General features: G+C 65.5%; 21 protein-coding genes. 10 read left to right on the forward strand and 11 right to left on the reverse strand.

Annotation, left to right across the window (positions count from 1 at the left end; genetic code table 11):
- Positions 1-59: 59 nt before the first annotated feature.
- From G5134_RS00540 to G5134_RS00565, 6 genes are all read right to left on the reverse strand, one after another.
- Positions 60-614 (reverse strand): glutathione peroxidase, encoded by a 555-nt coding sequence (locus G5134_RS00540; RefSeq protein WP_421231810.1) that lies wholly within the window; start codon positions 612-614, stop codon positions 60-62.
- A gap of 62 nt (positions 615-676) precedes the next feature.
- Positions 677-1,240, reverse strand: coding sequence for an NnrU family protein (locus tag G5134_RS00545; RefSeq protein ID WP_017787490.1), 564 nt, complete (start codon positions 1,238-1,240; stop codon positions 677-679).
- Between the two features lie 210 nt (positions 1,241-1,450).
- Positions 1,451-2,584: a glycerate kinase gene (locus G5134_RS00550; RefSeq protein WP_065018314.1), complete on the reverse strand. Its 1,134-nt coding sequence runs from the start codon at positions 2,582-2,584 to the stop codon at positions 1,451-1,453.
- 9 nt (positions 2,585-2,593) lie between these two features.
- Positions 2,594-3,856: a GntP family permease gene (locus G5134_RS00555; protein WP_005308643.1), complete on the reverse strand. Its 1,263-nt coding sequence runs from the start codon at positions 3,854-3,856 to the stop codon at positions 2,594-2,596.
- Positions 3,857-3,975: 119 nt separating this feature from the next.
- Positions 3,976-5,091: a sugar diacid recognition domain-containing protein gene (locus G5134_RS00560; RefSeq protein WP_005308641.1), complete on the reverse strand. Its 1,116-nt coding sequence runs from the start codon at positions 5,089-5,091 to the stop codon at positions 3,976-3,978.
- Between the two features lie 2 nt (positions 5,092-5,093).
- Positions 5,094-5,231, reverse strand: a complete 138-nt coding sequence (locus tag G5134_RS00565) for a sugar diacid recognition domain-containing protein (protein ID WP_231939800.1) — start codon at positions 5,229-5,231, stop codon at positions 5,094-5,096.
- A 322-nt stretch (positions 5,232-5,553) separates the two neighbouring features.
- Here G5134_RS00565 and G5134_RS00570 point away from each other — a divergent pair, with 322 nt between their 5' ends.
- From G5134_RS00570 to G5134_RS00590, 5 genes are all read left to right on the forward strand, one after another.
- Complete coding sequence (locus tag G5134_RS00570; RefSeq protein WP_005308639.1) at positions 5,554-5,928, forward strand: YacL family protein; 375 nt, start codon at positions 5,554-5,556, stop codon at positions 5,926-5,928.
- A 62-nt stretch (positions 5,929-5,990) separates the two neighbouring features.
- On the forward strand, positions 5,991-6,284 hold the full coding sequence (locus G5134_RS00575) for a hypothetical protein (protein WP_005308637.1): 294 nt from the start codon (positions 5,991-5,993) through the stop codon (positions 6,282-6,284).
- 161 nt (positions 6,285-6,445) lie between these two features.
- On the forward strand, positions 6,446-7,276 hold the full coding sequence (locus tag G5134_RS00580) for a CPBP family intramembrane glutamic endopeptidase (RefSeq protein ID WP_017765276.1): 831 nt from the start codon (positions 6,446-6,448) through the stop codon (positions 7,274-7,276).
- A 173-nt stretch (positions 7,277-7,449) separates the two neighbouring features.
- Entirely contained in the window at positions 7,450-8,766 is a 1,317-nt protein-coding gene (locus G5134_RS00585) for a sphingomyelin phosphodiesterase (RefSeq protein WP_065018315.1), read from the forward strand.
- Positions 8,763-9,563: a hypothetical protein gene (locus tag G5134_RS00590; protein ID WP_065018316.1), complete on the forward strand. Its 801-nt coding sequence runs from the start codon at positions 8,763-8,765 to the stop codon at positions 9,561-9,563. Before G5134_RS00585 ends, G5134_RS00590 begins: the two co-directional genes overlap by 4 nt.
- Before the next feature lie 39 nt (positions 9,564-9,602).
- Here G5134_RS00590 and G5134_RS00595 read toward each other — a convergent pair whose 3' ends face one another.
- Both G5134_RS00595 and G5134_RS00600 read right to left on the reverse strand, forming a co-directional pair.
- Positions 9,603-11,084, reverse strand: a complete 1,482-nt coding sequence (locus tag G5134_RS00595; RefSeq protein ID WP_065018317.1) for an alkaline phosphatase D family protein — start codon at positions 11,082-11,084, stop codon at positions 9,603-9,605.
- A gap of 160 nt (positions 11,085-11,244) precedes the next feature.
- The gene (locus G5134_RS00600; RefSeq protein ID WP_065018318.1) at positions 11,245-12,465 is read right to left on the reverse strand and encodes a DEAD/DEAH box helicase; all 1,221 of its coding nucleotides are present in this window, start codon (positions 12,463-12,465) and stop codon (positions 11,245-11,247) included.
- Positions 12,466-12,623: 158 nt separating this feature from the next.
- Between G5134_RS00600 and G5134_RS00605 the strand changes: the two genes are divergently transcribed.
- The gene (locus tag G5134_RS00605) at positions 12,624-13,433 is read left to right on the forward strand and encodes a transporter substrate-binding domain-containing protein (RefSeq protein ID WP_043169304.1); all 810 of its coding nucleotides are present in this window, start codon (positions 12,624-12,626) and stop codon (positions 13,431-13,433) included.
- Between the two features lie 68 nt (positions 13,434-13,501).
- On the opposite strand, the gene tpx is transcribed toward G5134_RS00605, so the two are convergent.
- On the reverse strand, positions 13,502-14,002 hold the full coding sequence (tpx, locus tag G5134_RS00610) for a thiol peroxidase (RefSeq protein WP_065018319.1): 501 nt from the start codon (positions 14,000-14,002) through the stop codon (positions 13,502-13,504).
- 217 nt (positions 14,003-14,219) lie between these two features.
- On the opposite strand from tpx, the gene G5134_RS00615 reads away from it, so the two are divergent.
- Entirely contained in the window at positions 14,220-16,631 is a 2,412-nt protein-coding gene (locus tag G5134_RS00615; RefSeq protein ID WP_065018320.1) for a zinc/cadmium/mercury/lead-transporting ATPase, read from the forward strand.
- Between the two features lie 193 nt (positions 16,632-16,824).
- Here the strand turns inward: G5134_RS00615 and pulA are convergent, their stop codons facing one another.
- Positions 16,825-20,859 carry a pullulanase-type alpha-1,6-glucosidase gene (gene pulA, locus G5134_RS00620; protein ID WP_156559935.1) on the reverse strand — a complete coding sequence of 1,345 codons (4,035 nt, stop codon included), beginning with the start codon at positions 20,857-20,859 and terminating at the stop codon, positions 16,825-16,827.
- 280 nt (positions 20,860-21,139) lie between these two features.
- Between pulA and G5134_RS00625 the strand changes: the two genes are divergently transcribed.
- Positions 21,140-21,550, forward strand: coding sequence for a hypothetical protein (locus G5134_RS00625; protein ID WP_005308618.1), 411 nt, complete (start codon positions 21,140-21,142; stop codon positions 21,548-21,550).
- Positions 21,551-21,608: 58 nt separating this feature from the next.
- On the opposite strand, the gene dmeF is transcribed toward G5134_RS00625, so the two are convergent.
- Positions 21,609-22,562: a CDF family Co(II)/Ni(II) efflux transporter DmeF gene (gene dmeF, locus G5134_RS00630; RefSeq protein WP_065018322.1), complete on the reverse strand. Its 954-nt coding sequence runs from the start codon at positions 22,560-22,562 to the stop codon at positions 21,609-21,611.
- A 71-nt stretch (positions 22,563-22,633) separates the two neighbouring features.
- Between dmeF and G5134_RS00635 the strand changes: the two genes are divergently transcribed.
- Together G5134_RS00635 and G5134_RS00640 are read left to right on the forward strand one after the other, a co-directional pair.
- Positions 22,634-22,909 carry a metal/formaldehyde-sensitive transcriptional repressor gene (locus G5134_RS00635; RefSeq protein WP_005308614.1) on the forward strand — a complete coding sequence of 92 codons (276 nt, stop codon included), beginning with the start codon at positions 22,634-22,636 and terminating at the stop codon, positions 22,907-22,909.
- A 168-nt stretch (positions 22,910-23,077) separates the two neighbouring features.
- On the forward strand, positions 23,078-24,274 hold the full coding sequence (locus G5134_RS00640; protein ID WP_065018323.1) for an aromatic amino acid transaminase: 1,197 nt from the start codon (positions 23,078-23,080) through the stop codon (positions 24,272-24,274).
- Positions 24,275-24,328: the final 54 nt, after the last annotated feature.

A 24,328-nucleotide genomic window follows, 5' to 3' on the forward strand; every position in this document is an offset into this window, starting at 1 on the left:
GATTACCAGAGAGAAGAGCGGGCCCCCATTATTCCAGAGCGGCCCGCCGCGGGGTAGCGCTAAAGGCCGAGCGCCCGTTTGACCTCTTGTTGCAGGGGATCGTCCGCCGGATTCTGGTTGGCACCGTAGCTGCCGATGAGTTTGCCGTCGCGCCCCACCAGGTATTTGTGGAAGTTCCAGTTGGGGGCATCGCCATCGGCTGCCGCCGCCAGCCCCTTGAACAGGGGTACCGCATCCGAGCCCCGCACCGCCACCCGGTTGAACATGGGGAAGGTGACCCCGTAGTCGCGCCGGCACACCTCGGCGGTCTTGTTCTCGTTGCCCGCCTCCTGTCTGAAGTCGTTGGAGGGGAAGCCCAGCACCACCAGTCCCTGCTCCTTGTAGCCCTGATAGAGCCGCTCCAGATCCCGGAACTGGCCGCTGTAGCCACAATAAGAGGCGGTGTTGACCACCAGCACCACCTTACCTTCGGTCAGCTGGCAGAGGTTGTGGCGCTGGGTGCTGTTGAGCTCCCGCATCTCCACGTTGAAGTAGTCGGGGCAGGCGGCGCCGGCCATGCCGGATGCCAGCGTCAGCGTCAGCGTCAGCGTCAGCAACAAGACAATCCTTTTCATCGAGTGACTCCTGTCAGGCAGATGAGTGACATACGCGCGAACACGCCGGCCGGTTCACCGGCTCAATAGAGCGGGATGCCGGTGAGCATGCCGTGTCCCCAGAAGATCAGCAGGGCGGTGAGCGCCAGCCCGGCCCCCACGCTGAGCCCGGTGCCATACCAGTTGGCCGCCGGACGGGGATGGCGCTGCCAGTCCCGCACCGAAATCCAGACGATGCTCACCAGTGCCCACAGGCCGATGCCGCCAAACAGCACCAGGGAGCGGGCCTCGCTGTTGACCGCCAGATGGGCACCGGCCCAGAGCAGGGTGCCGAGCAGCTGGGGATGCACCAGCCAGCGCCGCAGGTGGTTGGGGCCCTGACCGGAGCAGAACAGGATCAGGGCGATGGGCATCACCGCCATCATCAGGGTCGGTCCCCAGGCGGGCAGAAAATAGAGCGGCAAGGGGCTGGAGGTGCGCCAGCCGGCGATGATGCAGGCGATGCCGATAAACAGCACCAGCGAGAAGAGTCCCTTGTAGCGATGCTCCCCCAACCGCTCGTGCAGCCGGATCCTGTGGTCGGGCGCGAAGCAGGGGTAGAGGTGAGTCAGGGTAAACAGCAGTACCCCCAGGGTCAGCAAGATCATGGGTCGCTCCTTGTACTATGGGGGATCACTATGCCGCAAAGTCGGCGGCCAGAATACAGAAACCGCAGAAAAGCACTGGGGATACAGCGGGATAATGAAAAAAGCCGATCGACGGATCGGCAAGGTGTTTCGGGCTGACCCGCAGTTGAGCGGGTCGTCACCGCGACACGGGGCGGGGTTGGCCAGCGCCAGGCACCGGCCAGAAGAAGGTCAGGATCGCAGCAGATAGAGCGCCGCCACGTTGCGGGCCGTGAGCTGCAGGTTGGTGGTGGCGGTGGCCAGCGCCTCCGGCAGGGACATGGCGCGGTTGACCACGGCAAACACCGCATCCAGCCCGTGCTCGTGCACCACGCCGCAGTCGTCGGTCAGACAACCCGCGATACCGATCACCGGCTTGCCGAACCGCTTGGCACAGCGTGCGACACCGATTGGCGTCTTGCCGTGAATGGTCTGGCTGTCGATGCGCCCCTCGCCGGTGATGACCAGATCCGCGTCGGCCACCGCCTCGGCCAGTTTCAACGCCTCGATGACGATCTGGATGCCGGGCTTGAGCTCGGCGCCGAGCAGGCCCACCAGGGCCGCCCCCATGCCGCCGGCGGCGCCCGCCCCCGGGATCTCCTTCACCTGCTTGCCGAGGGCCTGCTCGATGCAATCCGCGTAGTGGGCCAGGTTGTCGTCCAGCTGCGCCACCATCGCGGGGGTCGCCCCCTTCTGCGGACCGAACACGGTGGAGGCCCCTTTCGGCCCGCACAGCGGGTTGTCCACATCGCAGGCAACTTCGATGGTGATCTTGGCGAGGCGCGAATCCAGCCCGCTCAGATCGATGGTGGCCAGCTCGGCCAGACCGGCGCCGCCCGGCGCAATGGGGCTGCCGTCGCGTTTGAGCAGCTTGCCGCCAAGCGCCTGGATCATGCCGGCACCGCCGTCATTGGTGGCGCTGCCGCCGATGCCGAGGATCAGGTGCTTCACCCCCATGTCGAGAGCCGCCAGGATCAGCTCGCCGGTGCCACTGCTCGAGGTGTGCAGCGGATTGCGCAGCTCAGGCGCCACCAGATGCAGGCCGGAGGCCGCCGCCATCTCGATGACGGCGCGCTCGCCATCCCCCAGCAGACCGACGAAGCCCTCTACCTTGTTGCCGAGGGGGGCGGTCACATGGAAGGGCAGAATGCGGCCACCGGTGGCATCCACCAGGGACTGCACAGTCCCCTCGCCGCCATCGGCCATCGGCAATTTGACGTAGGTGGCATCCGGCAGCACCTGCTTGAAACCGGCCTCGATGGCATCGGCCACCGCCATGGCGCTGAGGCTCTCCTTGAATGAATCGGGGGCGATAACAATTTTCATATCAATTCCTTAGGCGAGGCCAAACACGCCGAACATCAGGGTGGAGACAACGGCGATGGTCAGACCGACCGCGGTTTCGTAGGGGATGAGCTTGAGCCGCTCACCCACGCCCATGTGGACGCTGCCGCCGGTGGCATGGAAGAAGGAGCCGTGGGGCATGTGGTCGAACACGGTGGCACCGGCGTGGATCATGGCGGCCCCCGCCAGGCTGCTGATGCCAAGCTCGAGCAGGGTGGAGCTGAACACGTTGGAGGCTACCACGGTACCGGCGGTGGTCGAGGCGGTCGCCAGCGACATCAGGGCACCGGAAATGGGGGCCAGCAGGTAGGAGGGCAGGCCGGAGGCGGTCAGGCCGCTGATCAGCACATCCTTGAGGCCGGAGTTGGCGATGATGCCCGCCAGGGTACCGGTACCCAGCAGCATGATGGCCACCGGCGCCATGCGGGCTAGGCCCGAAACGGCAAACTGGTTCACCTTGCCGAACTTGCCCATCATCAGGGCACCGACCAGGCCACCGAGAGGCAGTGCGATGAGCGGATCCACCACTATGCCGGCGATGGGGCGCAGGGCCAGCAGCAGGATGGCCACCAGCGGCGCACTGATGGCGGCGGCAAAGCCCGGCAGCTTGCTGCCATCGAAGCTCACCACCTCGTCGGCGGCCACCTTGCTGCCCTTGTTGTTGAGGCGCTTGGCCAGCCAGTAGGCCATCACCAGCCCGAACAGGCCCGGGATGATGCCGGCCGCCATGACGGAGGTGAGTGGCAGGTGGAAGGCGTCCGCCGCCGCGATGGCGTTGGGGTTGGGCGACATGACATTGCCCGCCTTGCCGCCGCCGATCATCGCCAGCAGGATGGCCGCCTTGGAGAGATCGGCACGGCGGGCGATGGCCAGCGCAATGGGGGCGACCGTGATGACGGCCACGTCCACGAATACGCCGACCGCGGTCAGGATCAGGGTGGCCAGCGCCAGCGCCAGCAGAGCGCGGGTTTCGCCCAGCTTCTTGACGATGGTCTCGGCGATGGTGGTGGCGGCGCCCGATTCGATCAGCACGCCGGCCAATACACCCGCCGCCAGGATCCGCATCACCGCCGTGGTGATCCCCTGGGCACCGCCGATCATCAGGGCGACGGTCTGGGTCAGATCGGCACCGCCGATCAGGCCGCCGGCAAGGGCGCCGACGATCATGCCGTAAGCGGGTGGCACCTTCTTCAGGATCAGGAAGATGGCGATGGAGAGCGCCGCGAGGGCGCCAAGGGCTGTAACCGGGGTCATGACGGGCACCTTTCTAGTGAGTGAATGGTGGCCATTATGGTGATCCGGGATCGGAATGCTTTGGTCAAAAAACCAAACATCACCTTATAAAAACGCTGGTTTTTGTATGAATGAACAAGTCAGCTATCGAGATTGAGCCCGAGATAGAGCAGGAACTTGTCATCTAACTTGTTGAAATTCAACCCGGTTATCTGCTCGATCCGGGTCAGCCGATAGCGCAGGGTATTGGGGTGGATGAACAGGGCTTCGGCACAGGGATGCAGATCACAATCCTGCAAGAAATATTGGCGCAGCGTCTTCAGCAGTGTTCCCTTTGTATCCTCCTGCGCCAGCTTGTGCAGCGGAGCCCGCAGCTGATCCGCCTGCCAGGAGTCCGCCAGACTGCCGAGCAACACCGGCAGCCGGTAATCCTCGAAGAAATAGACCTGCTTGCGCGGCGCCTGCCGCATGCCGCGGCGCAAGGTGTCCCGCGCCGTCTGGTAGGAGCGCGCCAGCCCGCCGGTGCCGGCGAAGTAATCACCCACCCCGATGCGCACCCGAAAGTGGGGGATGCGGGCCAGCAATTGCTTGATGCGACTGCGCTCCTGCTCTGACTGCCAGATGCCGTCACTGAGCTGGGCGGGCTTGAGCACCACTATCTCGTCCAGGCCGTTGATGGCCACCAGATTGTCCCGCTCCGGGTTTTCCAGCAGGTGTACCAGCTCCCGCAGCCGGGCCGGGTCGGCCTCCTCCAGCGCCAGCACCGCCACCACCCGCGGCTGGGCCAGATCCAGCCCGAGGAAGCGGGCCGCCTGCTGCAACTGATCTTCGCGCCCTTCACCACGGATGAGCTGCAACACCAGCTCCTCCTTGTGGCGCTTGTCCCACTGCAGTTGTTCGGTGAGCGCCGCCTGCTCCAGAATGAGCTCGGCCGTCATCCGCACCAGCTCGGCGTAAGCACGCACTTCGTCCGGATCGCCCGAGATGCCGATGACCCCGAGCAGCTCCCCCTGATAAGCGATGGGCAGGTTGATGCCGGGGCGCACCCCCTTGAGCTCGCGGGCGGTGGCGTCGCTGATCTCCACCACCCGGTTCTCGGTCAGCGCCAGCACGGCCCCCTCATGACGCTGATGGAGTCGCTCCGGGTTGCCGGACGCGATGATAAGACCGTGCTCGTCCATCACGTTAACCGAAAAAGAGAGGATCTTCATCGCCCGGCTGACAATCTGCCGTGCGAGGGTGTCATTGAGTTGCATAGCTACTTCCGCTGAACAGACCGGGCATAACCTGAGGCGATGATGAGTCGCAGTGGCTCGTCCATCACGTTGACCGAAAAAGAGAGGATCTTCATCGCCCGGCTGACAATCTGCCGTGCAAGCGTGTCATTGAGCTGCATAGGTACTCCGCTGAACGAACAGGGCATAGCTTGAGGCGATGATGAGTCGCTGTGGCTCATCCATCACCTTGGCCGAAGAAGAGAGGATCTTCATCGCCCGACTGATTCTCTGGCGCGCGAGGGTATCGTTTAGCTGCATCACATCTCCAAAGCGGGGGCCGGAGCGGCCACAAAGCGCCGGTAGCGGGGCAAAGATGCCACATCTTCAAGACAAGCGAGGGGGGGCTCGCTAGAATAGGCCACTTTACGCTATATGCGCCCCGCCATGGAGCAGGATTTTCCCCTGCCCATGACGACTCACCCTTCCGCTATGGACTGAACTATGGATTATGAATTTCGCCGCGATCCGTTCGGCGGTTATCGCGCCCGGTTCTCCATGGGCCACGAGGCCATCGGTCAGTGGCTGATCGACGAAGTGGGCAAGGACGAGGAGAAACTCGACGAGCTGTTCGCCATCATCGATCAGCTCTCCAGCCGGGCCCGCACCGAATACCGGCTGCTTGGCGGCGACTACTCCCTGCTGCTGACCCACGAGGAGGCCGAGGTGAAGGCCAACGTCCTCAATATCGAGCAGGATGAGGATCTCGACGATCTCGCCTACTACGATGATGAACAGCTGGCCATGTGCGGGCTGGAAGATTTTGCCCAGGTGCTCGTCTCCTGGCGCGCCTTTATCCGCAACGAGGATATGGGCTGATTGACCCCATCGGAACAACCACGTCGGGCTCACGGCCCCTCGCCCAACCAACAGGATTGACTATGTCTATTTACGATTTTGATGACGAACTGCCGGAAGACGAGCTGGAAGAGCAGCCGAAGAAACCCGCCCAGCCCAAGAAGAAGGGCAAGCAGGTGCTGAATACCCAGGTCAACCTGAGCCCGCGCGATGCCAGCCGCCTGAACGGCCTGCACGTGGAGGCCATCACCACCCTGGACGACGTCAGCCTGCCGAAGAACGTGATCTTCAAGGCCGGCCTGATCGCCCTGGGCGAGCTGGACGCCAACCTGCGCGCCGACATCATCGCTCGGGTGATCGCCGAATCCGGCCGCTGATAGCGTCGCATCCTTGCCAAAACCGGAGCCCAGCTCCGGTTTTTTTATGGCCGCTCGCCTGCTCTCTCCTGCCGCGTGGGGATCCGACCAGCTTATTGAGCCTTGTCTCATGGGATGTCCCATTGTTAAGGTGCGGCACTTTCATCGGCCCTGGAGACTCAATGTTACCTCTACCTGATTCACTCATCTGGGGAGCACTGGCGCTGGCCGTCTTGCTCTGTCTGGCCCGGCAGCGTCTGCCTGGCTTCATCATGCTGGCGGTCGCCCTGCTGGCGGCTCTTGGCCTCGGCCACCTGAGCCCTGTCGCCCTGCTGGCCAGCGCGGCAGGTCTGCTGCTGGCCTGGCGTACCCCCTCCCTGCCCCAGCCCTGGCGCGCCGTCGCCCTGGGCGCCGTACTGCTGTGGGCGGTGGCGCTGATGCTGCACCTCATCCCCGGCTTCACCAACCTGAAGGTGCTGGATCAGGTGCAGGCCGGCCCCGCCAGCGTGCCCTTCAACATGTACCTCAACCTCGACAAGCCGCTGGTCTTCTTCGGTCTGCTGCTGGCCTGGCCCGCCCTGCTCGGCCCAGGCGGCGCCGTTCAGTGGCGCAGGCTGGCACTGCTGCTGGTGCCGCTGGCGGCCCTGCTGATCGCCGCCTGGCAGCTGGGGGCCCTCAAACCCGAGGTAGGACTGCCCGGCTGGTGGTGGCTGTTTGCCATCAACAACCTGCTGTTCACCTGCGTGGCGGAAGAGGCGCTGTTTCGCGGCTTCCTGCAGCAGGGGATAGCCGCACGCAGCCGGCGCTGGCTTGGGGTGCTGGTAGCGAGCCTGCTGTTCGGCGCCGCCCACCTGGCCGGTGGCCCGCTGCTGGTGCTGTTCGCCGCGCTGGCGGGGGCCTGTTATGGTCTGGCGTTCCTGCTGAGCGGGCGCCTCAGCGTCGCCATCGCGATCCACTTCCTGTTCAACTTCGCCCACCTGGCCCTCTTCACCTACCCGCTGGCCAGCCGCTGAGCCCCTCGGGGGCGTGCCAACCGGCACGCCCCGCCTCTTCGCCAACCTGTCCGCTCGCCCTACCTCCCCATATGGGGCCTTTCATTTATTTGTAACAAAAATGTAAATGAAATGACCTCTGTGCCCGCCATAACAGTCACTTTCCTGCGTGTCTCAACCAAAAGGACTTCATGATGCACAAGCCCGTCAGTTATGCCGCCCTGCTGCTGGCCAGCCAGTTTCCGCTGCAGGCGCTAGCCGATACCGATGTCTACCTCACCAACAACAGCCCGGATCCGGTCCAGCTGGAGATCCGCCAGAGCGGCTCCGGCGAGCTGCAGGCCGGCAGCCAGTGGCTCCAGCACAGGACTGAGCTGGGCCCCTGGGAGAGCGCCATGGTGCTCAGCTTCAACCGCTACGAGGGGGTGAAGGCGGGCAAGAGCTATCTGTTCGAAACCCGGGTCACCACCCCCAGCGGTGACACCTATCGCCTCAACCAGCGGATGGAGGGCACCTGGTGGAACAGCACCCTGCAACACGGCGGCGAGACGCCGGCAGACAGCTCAGGCTGGCAGAGCGATCGCGCCATCCACCGCCTGAACGGGCCGCAGGAGCTGGCCTTCGCCGCCAAGTTCACCGGTCGCTACGACGATCTGCACTACATGCTGACCCCGCCCAAACAGGTGGAGCAACCCGAGCCTGCCGAAACCAGGTTGAAGGTGGCCAGCTACAACGTCTGGGCGCTGCCGGTGATCGCCTCCAGCATTGGCGAGCGGCTGGCGCTGCTGCCCGAACACCTCAAGGGCTATGACGCCCTGCTGCTGCAGGAGGTGTTCGATGGCCGCCGCGAGGGCTTCCTGCAGGCGCTGGCCAAAGAGTACCCCTACCAGACCAAGGTGCTCGACAAGCCGGGGGTCAACATCCACGACGGCGGCGTGGTGATCGTCAGCCGCTACCCCATAGTGCGCGAGGCCCAGCTGGTCTATCCCCAGTGCACCGGCACCGACTGCTTCGCCGACAAGGGGGTGATGTATGCGGAGGTGATCAAGGGGGGCAAGGCCTGGCACCTGTTCGCCACCCACACCGCCAGCTTTGACACCGACGAGGCGCGCCGCCTGCGCCAGATCCAGTTCGGCCAGATGCGCACCCTGGCCGCCAGCCTCAATATTCCCGCCAGCGACACCGTCATCTACGGCGGCGACTTCAACGTCAACAAGCGCAAGTTTGCCGATGACTACGCCGGCATGCTGGCCAATCTCAACGCCGACGAGCCGGCCTACGGCGGCTACACCGAGGCCACCTTCGATCCCAGGATCAACCCCTATGCCGGCGGCCCGCTCTCCGGCGGCGCCAACGTGGAGTACCTCGACTATCTGGTGGTGAGCCGGGAGTACGGCGCCGCAAGCCACAACCTCAACAGCGTCTGGATCCCGCGCAGCAGCGACGGCAGCCTCTGGCCCGCCAGCAACCTCTCCGATCACTTCCCGGTCAAGGGAGAGATCAGCCGATGAAGCGCCGTTACGGCTTGCTGGCGCTGGCGCTGCTGGCCTTGTTGCTGCTCAACCTGGGCGCACAGGAGGAGCCGGCGCGCCCGGCCTCAACCAGTCAGCCCCCATCGGGCGCCGCTGCGCCCGTGCAGGCACAGCTGCCAGGCTCCCCGGCGCTCGCCTCGCCGGTTGCCCTGCCGGTTGCAGCCACACAGACCGGCTCCGAGCCGCCTCCCGCCAGCTGGCGGGCCATGCCGGAGGCGCTGAGCCAGCAGCTCGCCAGCGAGGTAAGCGACAGCGATCTGCCGCTGGCCGAGCGGCTGGCCAATCTGGAAGGTGCAGAGGCCAGCTGGCTTGGCGAGGGAGAGAGCCTGTTTCGGCTGCAGGGGCGCTACTCCCTGGCGCTCGAGCAGATGGCGCAGGAGAGCGAGCAGCTGCCGCTGGCCGAGCGGCTGGATGCCCTCAGCCGCTTGCAGGATGAGTGGGTGGCGGAGCACCCGGATCTGGCGACTGAACTGTTCAACCCGGCGGCCCGGCTGCAGCAGGCACGCCAGCTGTGGGGGGACGAGGAGCTCGCCACCCTGGCCCGCCACTTCCTGCCGGCCGCAGAGGCCGAGGCGACCCTGCAGTTTGCCGCCAGCCGCCAGCAGCAGCTGGATCAGCGCAGCCGCTACCAGCAGCAGTTGACCGAGCTCGAGCAGCAGCTGGCGGCCAGCCGGGGCAACATGGACGAGGCGAGCTGGCAGCAGCACAGGGAGGCGGTGCTCGGCCAGTTCCGGCGCGACTTCTTCGCCCGTGACTCCGCCACACCAACGCAATGAAAAAAGGGCCCTGACGGGCCCTTCGTATTTCCCCGGCCATCAGGCCAGCGGGTAGCTGGCCGCCAGGCCGTTCTCGCAATGCCAGTTGGCCCACAGCTTGTCGTCACTGCCCATCAGCAGGGTGGCGAAGTTGCGGGTACGCAGGTAGACGGGGGCGCCGAACGGCTTGATAAGCTCGGCGCGGATCAGCCGGCTCTCGTCGAGGTATTCGGGATCGTCGTTGGTCATGGCGAGGATCCCCATCCACTGGAACTGGGTGGGACAGGGGTGGACGATGCCGGAGGAGACCAGCTGGTGCACGTTGAGCCCCTCCCGCTTGTCCTGAATGACCCCGAGGCAACCCACGTGCACGTCGCCGGAGAGGATCAGGGTCTTGCAGCCAGGCTCCTTCTGGCGCCGCTGCCTGGCGTTGTCCAGCAGCCGCATGATGAGGCGGGCCCGCTCCCCCTGATGGGCCTTGGCCCGCCAGTGATCCTTGAGATCGTCGGTCAGCTCCTCCTCCCAGGGGGTGGCATCGAACGCCGCCTCGGTGAAGGAGAAGTCGCGATAGACCACGGGCACCCCCGCCAGTACCAGCAGGTGGCCCGTGTCGCAGGCGGCCAGCGCGGCGTTGACCTGATCCCACTGGGACGGGCTCATTACCTGGTCGCGGGTGCGATTGGCCCGGTTGTCCAGCGCCAGGATCTGGTAGCCCCTGAAACCGAGCCGCCAGGAGTGGTGATTCAGCCCCTTGTCCAGCAGCGCCCCGTTGGCACCGGTGCGCAGCTGGAACAGCCGGAAGTACTTGGTGGCGGCGGCATAGATGGCCTGATAGACCTCGCAGCGCTGCAGATCCTCGGGGTAGCTGCCCCAGCCATCGAAGATGTCGTGGTCGTCCCACATCATGGCGCTCGGTACCCGGGCCAGCATGAAGGCGACCTCGAGGCGGCCCCACTGTTTGCAGTAGAGATCGCAATAGAAGCGGTCGAGCTGCTCCACCATGGCCCGGGTCGCCTTGCGCTTGACCTTCTCCGCCCGGTCCAGCTCGTTCCAGGCCTTGAGGGTCGGCACGCTCGTCCAGAGGGAGTCCGCATAGACCTGATCTCCTCCCATCAGCAACAGGGAGAAGGGATGGGCCTTGTGCTCCGCGGCCAGCTTGTCCCACATGACGTAGGGGGCCGGGGTGGAGGTGAGCAGCTTGAAGTCGGAGAAGCCGTTGCAGGAGGCGTAGCCTATCCGCACCGGCTCCTTCTTGCCCGGCAGATGGAACTGCCACTTGTCGTATCCCGCCAGATCCTGCGCCGGCTGCTTGTCCAGCAGGATCTCGTAGTCGACGGGGGTGCCGGCCTTGCTCTTGGGGCTGGCCTGCCAGACCAGCCGCCAGAAGCCGCCTCTCGGGGTATCCGCCTGCTTGCTGGCAGCCAGCAGCTCGCCGTTGATCCGCACGGCTGCACTCTTGCAACTGGCCTGCGCCATAAAACAGATGCTGTACTCGGTCTCTGACTCGAGGCCCAGCAGGGGGCCCATTACCAGACTGGTCATTCGTCATCCCTCCATGGTGAAACCCATGGAGCATAGCGAAGCGACCGCTATTTGATAGTGACCAGGTGGGCAAACAGAAAGGGTCAGGGTTTGGCCCCGACCCTTTCACTGTTTGGTGCTGCGATGAACCGGCCTGTCACACCGGCCATGGCGGGGGGCGCTACGCCTTGCTCTTGAACTGCTTGACGCTGCGCTTGGCCTGGGTGCGGCGGTTTGCCTGCTTGTCCCGCGGCGCACGCTTGCCCTCCCCGCTGGCTGGCTTGTCGGTCACCGGGAAGCCGGCGAGCGCCGCCAGCGGCAACTCGCGCCCGGTCAGGGTGCGGATCGCCGCCAGGGTGTCGGCCTCGCCATGGCAGGTGAGCGAGATGGCGAGCCCGCTGCGCCCTGCCCGGGCGGTGCGGCCGATGCGGTGCACGTAGACGGAGGCGCTGGCGGGCAAGTCCAGGTTGATCACCAGCGGCAGCGCCTCCACGTGAATGCCGCGCGCCATCAGATCGGTGGCCACCAGCACCCGCACCTTGCCCACCTTGAAGTCGCCAAGCGCCTGTTCGCGCACCGCCTGCTCCTTCTCACCGTGCAGGGCCGCCACCGCGATGCCCGCCTTGGCCAGCTTGCGGGCCACCCCGTCGGCGTCGTCGCGAGCACTGATGAAGACCAGCACCTGCGGCCACTCGTGGGCCTTGAGCAGGCTGATGAGCGCCGGCACCTTGCTGCTCTTGTTGACCAGATAGAGCCGCTCCTCGATGTCGTCGGCCACGCTGTTGCGAGGATCCGCCTCCACCCGAGCGGGCTCTTTCAGCAGACCGGTAGCCAGCGCCTCCAGCTCGGCAGGCAGGGTGGCGGAGAAGAGCATCTGCTGCCGCGCGTCCGGCATCGCCTTCATCAGCCACTGGATATCGGGCCAGAACCCCATCTCCAGCAGCCTGTCCGCCTCGTCCAGCACCAGAGTGCGCAGGCCGGCCAGGGTCAGCAGCTGCTGGCCCAGCAGATCCCGCAGCCGCCCCGGGGTCGCCACCAGCAATTGCGGCCCCAGCGCCAGCTCGGCCTGTTGCTGCGCCTGTTCCACCCCGCCGCACAGGGTCACCAGCCGCAGACCCAGCCCGGCGGCCGGCCCCTGCAACGCCTCGCTCACCTGCACCGCCAGCTCGCGGGTCGGTACCAGCACCAGCCCCTGCACCTCTGCCAGGGCGGGATCCAGCCGCTGCAGCAGCGGCAAGCCGAACGCCAGGGTCTTGCCGCTGCCGGTGCGGGCCAGCGCCAGCAGATCCCGTCCCGCCAGCGCGGCGGGAATGGCCAGTTGCTGTACCCGGGTCGGGTGCTGAAGATTGGTTGGCAAGGCCGCCAGCAGGGCGGGGGCAAGGGCGAGCTGGTCAAAGGTCATGGCACGGTACGGATAAGCAAGTGGGAGGGCGAAGTCTAGTGAGCGGGGGCCCATAAGTAAAACCCAATCCGCCCAGATGCCGGTTCCGGGCAGTACCGCCGCGACAGGGTGCATCTGGCTACACTTCAGAAAACCTCTCAAGGCGGAGCGACCCGACCATGACCCGATCCCCCACCCTGCCTCTCTTGCTGCTGCTCGCCCTGCTGGGGCTGACCAGCCTGGGGCTCTCCCGCGCCGCTCCCCAGACCACCCCCGCCGCCAAGCCGGTACGCATCATCAACGCCCACCTCGGCGAGCTGCCGGGCCTGATCAATGCCGACAAGACGGGTCCTTTCGTCGATCTGGTGCGCGCCATCGACGATCTCTATCCGGATATCAGCATCCGGATCACCATCTATCCCCTCGCCCGGGCCATGGCCGGGGTGATCGCCGGCACCGCCGACTTCAGCCTGCCCGCCATCCGCAACCTGCAGGATGCCGACCTGCTGCCCTATCGCTTCAGCACCCGCAGTTTCGGCAAGGTGACCCACGTGCTCTACAGCAATACCGACCACATCATCACCCCCGACATGGCCTACGGCATAGTGCCCACCAAGCGGGATCTGCTGATCGAGGCGACCCCCGGCTTTCTGCCCATTCCGCTGCAGCGGTCGATGAGCATAGAGCAGTCCCTGCGCAAGCTATCCCGCGGTCGCATCGATGCCTTCATCTGGGCCCAGGAGGAGGCCGACCTGATGTTGCGCCGGCTCAAGCTCACCAACATCCATCGGGAACACCTGGGGGATTTCGAGGATGTCTTCATCATCGCCAAAGGACCCGCCGGCGACGAGATGGATCGCTTCCTCGGCGAGGCGATTGACCGGCTCGCCGCCTCCGGCAAGCTGGCCGAGATCTACGCCAGGTTGCACCGCCCCTACGTGGAGTGGCAACCCAAGCCCCCATCACAGCCGCTCGCCACCTCCCCCTGACGGCAGCCGCCCATAAAAAAATCCCGCCGCGGCATGGCCCCGGCGGGATTTTTGTCGATCCGACGCGATTACAGCACGGCCAGGGCGGCGGCGTAGTTCGGCTCGTCGGCCACTTCGGCCACCAGCTCGCTGTGAAGCACCTTGTCGTGCTCATCCAGCACCACGATGGCGCGGGCAGCCAGACCCACCAGCGGGCCGGAGGAGAAGGCCACACCGTAGTCCTGCAGGAAGGAGACGCCACGCAGGGTGGACAGGTTCACCACCTTGTCCAGACCCTCGGCGCCGCAGAAGCGGGCCTGGGCGAACGGCAGGTCGGCGGAGATGCACAGCACCACGGCGTTGTTCAGGCTGCTTGCCTGCTCGTTGAACTTGCGCACTGAGGTGGCGCAGGTCGGGGTATCGACGCTCGGGAAGATGTTCAGGATTTTGCGCTGACCGGCGAAGCTCGCCAGAGTCACGTCACAGAGATCCTTGGCCACCAGGGAGAAGGGCTTGGCCTGTTCGCCAACAACCGGGAAGTGACCGGCGACGGAAACCGGGTTGCCTTGCAGAGTAACGGTATTGCTCATGTTATGTCCTTGATTATCGAGGGAGGATCAGGGCCTCCAGTATAGGCCCGCCGGGCGGGGACAAACACCCGCCAATCACAGGGATATAGGATCGCCAAAGCACCCGTCTGGAGAAGCGGAGAGAAAGGGGGTTGACCTTGGACTAAACACCAAGGTTTACACTCGACTCAGTCATCCAGGATCCCGCAGGGGCGGGGTCCCTCAAGAGGAACGCACCATGAGCAAATCCTGCTGCAGCCATCAACACGCCGCCCCCATCAAGGCCGTCAGCAAGGCGGCCGCCTCCCAGGCCGAGCACAGCCACACCAGCCACTGCTGTGACAACACGGCAACGGCCAGTTGCGCGGCCACCCCGGCTCCCCACGATCATCAGGCGCGCGGGGTCGCCGACGTCCCCGGCGACGAAGAGCCCCCCAGAGGGGGCTGCTGCACCGACACCAAACACGACCACGGCCAGCACCATGAGCAGGGTCATGCGCACGAGCACGCCTCCCCCGCGGACGAGCCGCCGCTGGACGCCCCCGAGCAGAACAGCCGCCGCCACAGCTGGCAGGTGCTGGGGATGGACTGCCCCAGCTGCGCCCGCAAGATAGAGACCGCCGTCAGCCGGGTGAACGGCGTGCAACAGGCCCGCGTGCTGTTTGCCACCGAGAAGCTGGTGGTGGATCTGGCCCCCGGCCTCTCCCCCGATCCCGTCACCGCCGCCGTGCTGGCCGCCGGCTTCCAGCTCAAGGGCGAGCGCGCTGCCAAGCCGGAGTCCGGCCGCGAACGCGGCCCGCTGCAGACCCTGCTCGGCAAATATTGGCAACCGCTGTCGCTGGCCGGCCTGATGTTGGTGGCGGCCCTGCTGCCGAGCCAGATCGGTCAGCCGCTGTTTACCCTGGCCACCCTCTGGGGCCTGTGGCCCATCTCCCGCAAGGCGTGGGCACTGACCAAAAGCGGCTCCCCCTTCGCCATCGAGACCCTGATGACGGTCGCTGCCGTGGGGGCCCTGTTCCTCGGTGAAACCGCCGAAGCGGCCATGGTGCTGCTGCTGTTCATGCTGGGCGAACACCTGGAGGCCTACGCCGCCGGCCGCGCCCGCGCCGGGGTCACCGCCCTGATGGCGCTGGTGCCCGACAAGGCGCTGCGCATCCGCACTACTACCGAGGGCGAGGAGCGGGAAGACGTCGCTGCCGACCAGCTGCGCCCCGGCGACATCATAGAGATCGCCCCGGGTGCCCGCCTGGCCGCCGATGCCCGCCTGCTCGACGCCCTCGGCGCCTTTGACGAGAGTGCCCTGACCGGCGAATCCATCCCGGTGGAGCGCCGTCAGGGTGACAAGGTGCCCGCCGGCAGTCTGGCGGCGGATCGGGTGCTGCGCCTCGAGGTGGTGTCAGAGCCCGGCAACAACGCCATCGACCGCATCCTGCATCTCATCGAGGAGGCCGAGACCCAGCGCGCGCCCATCGAGCGCTTCATCGACCGCTTCAGCCGCTGGTATACCCCGGCCATGATGCTGGTCGCCCTGCTGGTGGTACTGGTGCCGCCGCTCGCCTTCGGCCAGAGCTGGGACGAGTGGGTCTATCGCGGGCTTGCGCTGCTGCTGATCGGTTGCCCCTGCGCCCTGGTCATCTCCACCCCGGCGGCGGTCACCTCGGCGCTGGCGGCAGCCACCCGGCAGGGGGCCCTCATCAAGGGGGGCGCCGCGCTGGAGCGCCTCGCCCACATCGATACCCTGGCCTTTGACAAGACCGGCACCCTGACTCTGGGCAAGCCGCAGCTGACCGAACTGGTGAGCCTCAATGGCCAGCCTGAGGCCGAGCTGTTGGCACTGGCGGCGGCCATCGAGCAGGGCTCCCACCACCCGCTGGCCCGCGCCGTGGTGACGGCGGCCGGCGAACGGGGCCTCAGCCCCGCTGCGGCCCAGGAGTTGCGCGCCCTGCCCGGCATGGGGGTGGAGGGTCGCATCGACGGTACCCTCTGGCAGCTGTTGGCACCGAGCCGGGTCGCCACCCTGGATGCGGCGATGCAGGCCCGGGTTGCCACCCTGGAGCAGCAAGGCAAGACGGTGGTGGTGCTCGGTCAGCCTGACGCCGCCCCGGCGGCCCTGCTGGCTCTGCGCGACCAGATCCGCCCCGAGGCGGCCCCGGCCCTGCGCGAGCTGAGCGAGCTTGGCCTGCAGAGCATCATGCTGACCGGTGACAACCCCCGCGCCGCCGAGGCCATCGCCGGCGAGCTCGGCATGGGCTGGCGCGCCGGCCTGCTGCCGGAGGGCAAGGTCGATGAGATCGCCAAGCTCGGCCTCACGCAAAAGGTTGCGATGATCGGCGACGGCATCAACGACGCGCCGGCCATGAAACGGGCCAGCATCGGCATCGCCATGGGGGGCGGCACCGACGTGGCGCTGGAGACCGCCGATGCGGCGCTGACCCACAACCAGCTCGGCGGGGTCGCCGCCATGATCCGGCTCTCCCGCGCGGCACTGGCCAACATCCACCAGAACATAGCGCTGGCGCTGGGGCTCAAGGCCATCTTCCTGGTCACCAGCCTGCTCGGCATCACCGGCCTGTGGATTGCGGTGCTGGCCGATACCGGCGCCACCGCCCTGGTCACCGCCAACGCCCTGCGCCTGCTGCGCAAGCGCTAAGCCGGCCGTTGACGGCACAACCAACAGCCGCCCCAACGGGGCGGCTTTTTTATTGCCTCGCCCACGAGCAAAGAAAAAGCGCGGCTGCCGGTCGGCAGTCGCGCTTTGCTTACTCTCTCGGTGTTATCCCACCCTTGGCAAGGTGGAATTCAACCCTGGGCTGCCGAGCCAGCCCCGGGCTCGATGGGAATGACTACTTGGCGCTGCACTCCTGGATCACCGCGGTACCGGCCTTGGCACCGGCCGGGTCAACCTTCACCAGCACGCTCCACAGCCCTTGCGGCAAGGTGATGCTGTTGTTGGCGCTACCCGCCTGGGAGAAGGCGAACGGGTAACCGGTCTCCGCCTTCAGCGCACCGCCACCGTTGAGCAGGTACTCCTTGCTCCAGTCCTCGTTGGCCACCTTGAACTCGGTGCTGCCGGTGTAGTTGAAGGCCGCCTGATAGATGGCCAGATCGCCATCCATCCCCTTGTAGCTCAACTGGTACTGGGGCTGAGCGGCCCAGCCGGAGAGCTCGCCTTTGACGAACAGGTTGTAGCCGAGCGGATTGCCCGCCACCGTGTCCAGCACCTTGCAGCTCTGCACCGGCTCGGTAAAGCTGACGCTCAGGGTGGGCTTGTCCTTGTTCATGGCGGTAAACACGAACTTGTAGCTGCCCGCCTTGGCCAGATCGAGCCCGATGTTGCCGGTATCGCCACCCTTGCAGAGGGTCAGCGGAGTGCCGACCACCAGCTTGTCACCGGCGTTGCAGCTGCCGTAGTTGAGGGGACCCCAGCTGGCGTCCGCGATCTTGACGTTGGTGGTGCCCAGCTTGTCGCTGCTCACCTCGGTGGTGAACTCGTACATGAAGTTGCTGCTGAAGGTCATCTGGTTGGTGTTGCCCCACTCATCGAGGAACCCCTTCAGATAGACGGCGGTGTCACCGAACGGCGGTACCGTGCTCAGATCCGTCTTCTTGCCGACCGGCAGGCCGCTACCCTGGGCACCGCTCTGCGGCTTGACGAACACCGCCGCCGACCAGGCTCCCAGGGTCAGGGTACCACCATTGACGGCGGCATCGCGGGCGATGCTCTCGCCGCCGTGGTGGGCCGGGCTCAGCTGCAGGCTGGTCAGGTCGATGGGCTGATCGTTGCCGTCACGGAAGTCGCCGATGCTCTGGGGAGCATTGGTGGCGTTGATCATCACCACCAGACCGTCGATGGCCGGATCCAGATCCGCCCCCGCATTGACACCGTCATCCACCGTCATCACGATGAGGCCGGGCACCTGATCCGGGCCGGTATTGCGAAAATCGACCCGCTTGATCACCTCGGCGCCACTGCCCAGACGCAGTAGACGGGAGGATTGACGCAGCTCGGCCAGCTCCTGATAGAAGCCCACCATAGTCGCCATGTCGGCACCGCTCGGCTTGACGTGCTTGCCGAGTACTTTCTCGATCAGCGGATAGTTGTCGCCATCCTTGTCCTTGCGCGGCAGCCCCTTGTCGAAGTTGTTGTCGGCCAGGGTGTAGTCGACCCGGTTGTACCAGTCACCGGAGTCGTAGCTGTCCCGCTCCATGGATTTGGAACGCAGCAGCTCGACACCGGCGTGGGTGAAGGGAATGCCCTGCCCCAGCATGGCGGTGGCGAGCGATACCCCCTGCATCCGCACCAGATCAGCCCCTTGCGGCGCCTTGTAGATCAGGTTGTCGAACAGGGTCTGGTTGTCGTGCTTGTCGACGTAGTTCTGGATTTCGGTCGGATCCTGGGCATAGCCCGCCGGTTGACCGTTGTAGTCGATATCGGAACCCTTCTTCGGCATCCCGTCCTTGTCGGTCAGAATGAAGTCCTTCAGGTTGCCGGCCATGCCGAGGCGCACCAGGTCGCTCTGATGCAGGGCGGTGGCGCGATCGACGCCATCCATCTCGTTGGCATCCACCAGGGCGCCGTTGCCAAAGCCCTGGGTCTTGCGAATGGTGTCACCGCCGTCGAACGGACTGCCACCGCGCACCGCATCCCGCAGCCGGTCGGAGAAGGAGCCGATGCCGGTGCCGGCCAGGTGTTTCTGGGTCGCCTGCACGAAGCGCTTGTCATCCTGCACCTCGCCGAAGTTCCAGCCCTCGCCGTAGAAGTACATCTCGGGGTTGACCTGCTTCACCGCGGCCAGCGCCTGCACCATCTGATCTTTCGGGTGGTGGCCCATCAGGTCGAAGCGGAAGGCATCGATCTTGTAGTCGCGGGCCCAGGTGACCAGGGAGTCATCCATCAGCTTGGCGAACATGGCGTGTTCCGGCGCCGTGTTGGAGCAGCAGGTGGAGTTCTCCACCGAGCCGGTCTCCGGATTGAGGCGCTGATAGTACCAGGGCACTATCTTGTCGAGCACCGACTTGGGCCCCAGGCCCGCCTCGTTGGTGTGGTTGTAGACCACGTCCATCACCACGTTCATGCCGATGTTCTGCTTGATGGCCTTGACCATTTCGCGGAACTCCAGGATGCGCTGGCTGCCTTCGGCGTTGGTGGCGTAGGAGCCTTCCGGGGTGGTGTAGTGGTAGGGGTCATAACCCCAGTTGAAGGAGTCGACGCCGCGCAGATAGCCGTAGAGCTCCTGCACCTGCGGGTTCTCCTTGCTGTCACTTCCTTGCAGATCGCCGAGCACGGCCTCGATGGTCTGGCCGCTGCTGCAGTAGCCGGCGAACTTGGAGTTCTGCACCTCGGGGTTGACCTGGCACAGCTTGCCGAAGTCGTCGCCGATGTTGGCGACCTTGGCCGGATCTTCGTTGACGGTGGCGATGTCGAACACCGGCAGCAAGTGCAGGTGGCTGACGCCGCTCTTGGCCAGCGCCTGCAGGTGCTTGACCGGCGCCGTGTCGGTATCGGTCAGGCCGAGGAACTTGCCGCGGTGCTCGGCCGGTGTGGAATCGTCGTTACCGGTCAGATCGCGGACATGGGCCTCATAGATGGTGATGTCGGCGGGGTTCTGCTGGCTGTGGGGCGCCTTCAGGCTGTCCCACCCTTCCGGCTTGAGGGCCGGATCGTTGAGATCCACTACCTGGCTGAACTCGGAGTTCATCGCCAGGCTCAGGGAGTAGGGGTCGGTCACCTGATAGGATTCCAGCTTGCGGCTGACCGGGTGATAGACCTGGATGTCGTAGCGGTAGAACTTGCCCACCAGCTCGCTGCCGCCCTGCACGCTCCAGCTGCCGCTGGCCTCGTCCAGGGTCATGGTGCGCTCGCCGAGCGACTTGTGCTGCTCGTCGAACAGCGCCAGCTTGACCGATCTTGCGGTCGGCGCCCACAGCCGGAAGGTGACATTGCCCCCCTCCACCACGGCGCCATAGCTCAGCTTGGTGGCCGCCTCGCTGTAGAGGGCATCGAGGGCGCCGGCGCTCTGTACCAGGGTCGCCCCCTGCAGAATGCCGTCGGCGTCGGTACCGATGGCCACCAGCTCACCCTTGAGCAGCGGCTTGAGATCTTTCCCGGCCGGCAGGGCGAAGGCGGCGGCATCCTTGAGATGCGGATACTTGGCCTGCTGCTCGGCAGTCAGGCTGGTCGGGGTAAGGGTGATGTAGGGGAAGTCGAACACCCCTTCCGCGTTGGCCTTGATGGTGCCGGAGTCGGTGTAGTAGAGACGGACATGGGGCTTGTCCTTGCCCCCTTGCCAGATCAGGGTGTTGCCGTCGATCAGGTGGGCACTGGCCCCCGCCACGCCGAAGGCGGCGGTGAAAGCCTCGGCCCGGCTGCCGAAGATCTCGTTCTTGCCGGCGACGATGGCCACGGTGCGGTCCGGATGATCGCTGAAGACCACCTTCATGTCGCTGCCGGTCAGGTTGGCCAGATCGCCGTTGCGGGCGATAAAGTTGATGCACCCTTCCACCTTGCTGAGGGGCACCACCCAGCTCGGACCGAAGCCGTCGACCGCGGCCGGGGTGTTGGCCTTGTCGTCCCAGCCCGCGTTGAGGCCGCTCTCGGCGGTGGCGTTGCAGGCGTCGTTGTTCCACAGGTGCAGGCTGTAGTTGGCGAAGGGGCCAGTGACCCCGCGGGCGGCGCTGGTCTGGGTATCCACCAGGGCGATCACCGCCTGATCGGGCCCGGCCACCAGCTGTTCGGCCGGGGGTTGTACATTGGGCAGACGGGCGACTGGGCCGTCCGAGGGTTCCGGGGTGGGGGAAGTGCTGTTGTCATTGCAGCCGGACAAAAGCGCGAGCAGTGAGGCTGTTACCAGCGCCACCTTGGTCTTTTTCATATCCATTTTTTTATAATTCCCGCTGTAGTTAGTCTCGATATTCGAGTACCCGGTCATTGCCGAGCGGGGCCATATTAATCAGCTGAAATCGTTTCAAATGTGAGCAGGAAGGCAAAAAAGTTAACCTCTTTCAACAAGATAACGTTTTCATAACGAAAATCGGATCGGGCTCACAGACCCGTCGTCCGTTTCGGCCCATACCAGCGGAAGGCGCGTCCAATTTCGGAAAAAAAGATTTCCGATCAAATGGATAAGTGAACAAGAGCGAGCAAAGGAGCAACCGGAGATGAAACGGATTGAAGAGCAGGCCAGGCGGCTGGATCAGGAGTATCAGGGGATTGCCCAGCTGTTCGACCAGTTCTGCCAGCAGGCGGGCACCCTGGCCGAGCAGTACCACTTCTTCAACTGGCCGGATTACGAGGATACCCCGCCCCTCGCCCGCGCCTTCACCCTGCTGGGGGAGCCACGGGAGCTGCGGCTGCGCTGCCAGCCGGGGGAGCGCGGCAGCCTGAGCGGTCTCATCCAGGTGTGCGGCGAGGATGGCACCGTCCACGCCAGCCTCGGCTTTCATCCCGACGGCCAGCTGCAGCTGGAGTCGGGCCGGCTGCTGGACAATCCGCCCGGGCTGCTGCTCAAGCTGCTGCTCGGCGCCATCTGGCAGCACAAACCGGACGATGTGCAGGGCCCGCCGCACTGAGCCAGAAAACAGGAAGGGGCCTTGGCCCCTTCCTGCTGTTGCGGCCAACCGGCCAGGATCAGGGGGTGCCCACCTCTATGGTGACGTGCACCAGCTCCTCGTGGATGGCGAGCCGCTCGCGGATCTCGCTGGCGGAGAGCGGCACCGCCATCAGCAGGGAAAGCACGCAGGCATACTGCTGCTGCCCCACCCGCCAGACGTGCAGATCGCGGATCTCGGTCTGTGGCAGCTCGGCTATCACCTCGCGGATCTCTGCCACCAGCGGCGCATCCATCTCGGCATCCAGCAGCACCCGGCCGGAGTCGCGCAGCAGGCCCCAAGCCCACACCGCCACCAGCACGGCGCCCACTATGCCCATCAGGGGATCGAGCCAGTCGGCCCCCCACAGCATGCCCCCCACCAGCGCCAGAATCGCCAGCACCGAAGTGGCCGCATCCGCCAGCACGTGGATGTAGGCGGCGCGCAGGTTGAGATCCTGATGGCCGTGATGATCGTGTGAGTGATCCTGGTCGTGATGATCATGATGGTGGTCGTGGCCATGCCCATGGTGATGATGACCGTGATCATCCTTGAGCAGCCAGGCACAGGCCAGGTTCACCAGCAGGCCGACGATGGCGATGGCGATGGCCTGCTGGTAGTGGATTGGGCTGGGATCCAGCAGCCGGAACACCGACTCGAACAGCATCATACCGGCCACCCCCACCAGCAAGAGGGCGCTGGTGAAGCCCCCCAGCACCTCGATCTTCCAGGTGCCGAAGCTGAATCTGTGGTCGCGGGCGAAGTAGCGGGCGGCGCGGTAGGCCAGCACCGAGAGGCCGAGCGCCAGCGCGTGGGAGCTCATGTGCCAGCCGTCGGCCAGCAGCGCCATGGAGTTGTAGAACCAGCCGCCGCCGATCTCCGCCACCATCATGACGACGGTCAGCAGCACGGCCCAGCGGGTCTTCTGTTCCGCCAGCGGATTCCCTTCGTGGACGACGGGTTGGTGGCAGTGGGATGAGGCGAGGGATGACATGGATTTCTCCTGAGGACGAGGATGCAATATACTATACCCCAGTATAGTTTTATTGATCGAGAGGATCCTGCATGTCACACACCATTCACGGCAAGAAGAAGCTGCTGGCGCGGGTGCGCCGCATCAAGGGGCAGGCAGGGGCACTGGAGAGCGCGCTGGAGCAGGAGAGTGACTGCGCCGCCATCTTGCAGCAGATCGCCGCCATTCGCGGCGCCGTCAACGGCCTGATGCTGGAGGTACTGGAGGGCCACATGCGCGAGCATCTCGGCGCCGAAGAGGCGACCCCGGCCGAGCGGCTGGAGGATCTGGATCAGGTGGTGCGGGTGTTGCGATCCTATCTGAAGTAAGGCCGGTGGAGGGGGCCGCGAGCGACCCGCCTCATCCCGTTTACGGCTGGGCGGCATCGGCCCCACGCTCCCCGCCCCTTTCAGACTTGAGCCCTCGCCGGCTTTACGCCATGATGACCGCCGATCATTGATCGCCATACCCTGGATTCCATTTCGCAAGGACCCCCCATGTTTGAACACGTCGATGCCTATGCTGGCGACCCCATCCTGACCCTGGTCGAGACCTTCCACAAAGACACCCGCGAGCAGAAGGTGAACCTGGGGATCGGCCTCTATTACGACGAGCAGGGCCGCATTCCGCTGCTGGCCTCGGTCCAGCAGGCCGAAGCCCAGCGCGCCGCCGCCCCGGCCCCGCGCCCCTACCAGCCGATGGAAGGCGCCGCCAACTACCGCACCGCGGTGCAGCACCTGCTGTTCGGTGCCGACCACGAAGCGGTCAAGACGGGTCGCATCGCCACCATCCAGACCATCGGCGGCTCGGGCGCCCTGAAGATCGGCGCCGATCTGCTCAAGCGCTACTTCCCGACCTCAGAGGTGTGGGTCAGCAATCCCACCTGGGACAACCACAAGGCGATGTTCGAGGGCGCCGGCATTAAGGTGCACGACTACCCCTACTACGATGCAGCCACCGGCGGCGTGCAGTTCGACGCCATGATCGACTGCCTGAGCGCCCTGCCGGCGAAAAGCATCGTGCTGCTGCACCCCTGCTGCCACAACCCGACCGGGGTGGATCTCTCCCGCGCCCAGTGGGACCAGGTGATCGCGCTGGTGGCCGAGAAGAACCTGATCCCCTTTATGGACATCGCCTACCAGGGCTTTGGCGACGGGCTGGAAGAGGATGCCTACGCCATTCGCGCCATGGTGGCCGCCGGCGTCAGCTTCTTCGTCAGCAACTCCTTCTCCAAGAACCTCTCCTTCTACGGCGAGCGCTGTGGCGGCTTGTCGGTCATCTGCCAGGATGCCGAAGAGGCGGGTCGGGTACTGGGCCAGATGAAGGCCACCGTGCGCCGCAACTACTCCAGCCCCCCCACCCACGGCGGCCAGATCACCGCGGCCGTGATGAGCCAGCCCGAACTGCACGCCATGTGGGTCGACGAGGTGACCGAGATGCGCACTCGCATCAAGGCGATGCGCCAGAAGCTGTTCGAGGTGCTGAGCGCCAAGGTGCCGGGCCGCGATTTTGGCTACTTCATCAACCAGCGCGGCATGTTCAGCTACACCGGCTTCACCCCGGAGCAGGTGGACCGCCTGCGCGAAGAGTTCGCCGTCTATCTGGTGCGCTCCGGTCGCATGTGCGTGGCGGGCCTCAACAGCCGCAACGTCGACTATGTGGCCGACGCCATGGCCGCCGTGCTCAAGGGCTGATCCCCGCAAGCCCCGCTCAGGCGGGGCTTTTTGTTTGTCCCGTTTGCTCGTGGA

Source organism: Aeromonas sp. 600276 (assembly GCF_049175815.1).
Lineage (GTDB): Bacteria > Pseudomonadota > Gammaproteobacteria > Enterobacterales > Aeromonadaceae > Aeromonas > Aeromonas dhakensis.

Excerpts from the sequence above, each read along its gene's own strand:
- G5134_RS00625 (WP_005308618.1), top strand. The coding sequence starts at position 21,140 with ATGAAACGGATTGAAGAGCAGGCCAGGCGGCTGGATCAGGAGTATCAG.
- G5134_RS00580 (WP_017765276.1), top strand. The coding sequence starts at position 6,446 with ATGTTACCTCTACCTGATTCACTCATCTGGGGAGCACTGGCGCTGGCC.
- pulA (WP_156559935.1), bottom strand. The coding sequence starts at position 20,859 with ATGGATATGAAAAAGACCAAGGTGGCGCTGGTAACAGCCTCACTGCTC.
- G5134_RS00595 (WP_065018317.1), bottom strand. The coding sequence starts at position 11,084 with ATGACCAGTCTGGTAATGGGCCCCCTGCTGGGCCTCGAGTCAGAGACC.
- G5134_RS00585 (WP_065018315.1), top strand. The coding sequence starts at position 7,450 with ATGCACAAGCCCGTCAGTTATGCCGCCCTGCTGCTGGCCAGCCAGTTT.
- G5134_RS00590 (WP_065018316.1), top strand. The coding sequence starts at position 8,763 with ATGAAGCGCCGTTACGGCTTGCTGGCGCTGGCGCTGCTGGCCTTGTTG.
- G5134_RS00575 (WP_005308637.1), top strand. The coding sequence starts at position 5,991 with ATGTCTATTTACGATTTTGATGACGAACTGCCGGAAGACGAGCTGGAA.
- dmeF (WP_065018322.1), bottom strand. The coding sequence starts at position 22,562 with ATGTCATCCCTCGCCTCATCCCACTGCCACCAACCCGTCGTCCACGAA.
- G5134_RS00600 (WP_065018318.1), bottom strand. The coding sequence starts at position 12,465 with ATGACCTTTGACCAGCTCGCCCTTGCCCCCGCCCTGCTGGCGGCCTTG.
- G5134_RS00545 (WP_017787490.1), bottom strand. The coding sequence starts at position 1,240 with ATGATCTTGCTGACCCTGGGGGTACTGCTGTTTACCCTGACTCACCTC.
- G5134_RS00640 (WP_065018323.1), top strand. The coding sequence starts at position 23,078 with ATGTTTGAACACGTCGATGCCTATGCTGGCGACCCCATCCTGACCCTG.
- tpx (WP_065018319.1), bottom strand. The coding sequence starts at position 14,002 with ATGAGCAATACCGTTACTCTGCAAGGCAACCCGGTTTCCGTCGCCGGT.
- G5134_RS00560 (WP_005308641.1), bottom strand. The coding sequence starts at position 5,091 with ATGCAACTCAATGACACCCTCGCACGGCAGATTGTCAGCCGGGCGATG.
- G5134_RS00565 (WP_231939800.1), bottom strand. The coding sequence starts at position 5,231 with ATGCAGCTCAATGACACGCTTGCACGGCAGATTGTCAGCCGGGCGATG.
- G5134_RS00635 (WP_005308614.1), top strand. The coding sequence starts at position 22,634 with ATGTCACACACCATTCACGGCAAGAAGAAGCTGCTGGCGCGGGTGCGC.
- G5134_RS00605 (WP_043169304.1), top strand. The coding sequence starts at position 12,624 with ATGACCCGATCCCCCACCCTGCCTCTCTTGCTGCTGCTCGCCCTGCTG.
- G5134_RS00555 (WP_005308643.1), bottom strand. The coding sequence starts at position 3,856 with ATGACCCCGGTTACAGCCCTTGGCGCCCTCGCGGCGCTCTCCATCGCC.
- G5134_RS00615 (WP_065018320.1), top strand. The coding sequence starts at position 14,220 with ATGAGCAAATCCTGCTGCAGCCATCAACACGCCGCCCCCATCAAGGCC.
- G5134_RS00540 (WP_421231810.1), bottom strand. The coding sequence starts at position 614 with ATGAAAAGGATTGTCTTGTTGCTGACGCTGACGCTGACGCTGACGCTG.
- G5134_RS00550 (WP_065018314.1), bottom strand. The coding sequence starts at position 2,584 with ATGAAAATTGTTATCGCCCCCGATTCATTCAAGGAGAGCCTCAGCGCC.
- G5134_RS00570 (WP_005308639.1), top strand. The coding sequence starts at position 5,554 with ATGGATTATGAATTTCGCCGCGATCCGTTCGGCGGTTATCGCGCCCGG.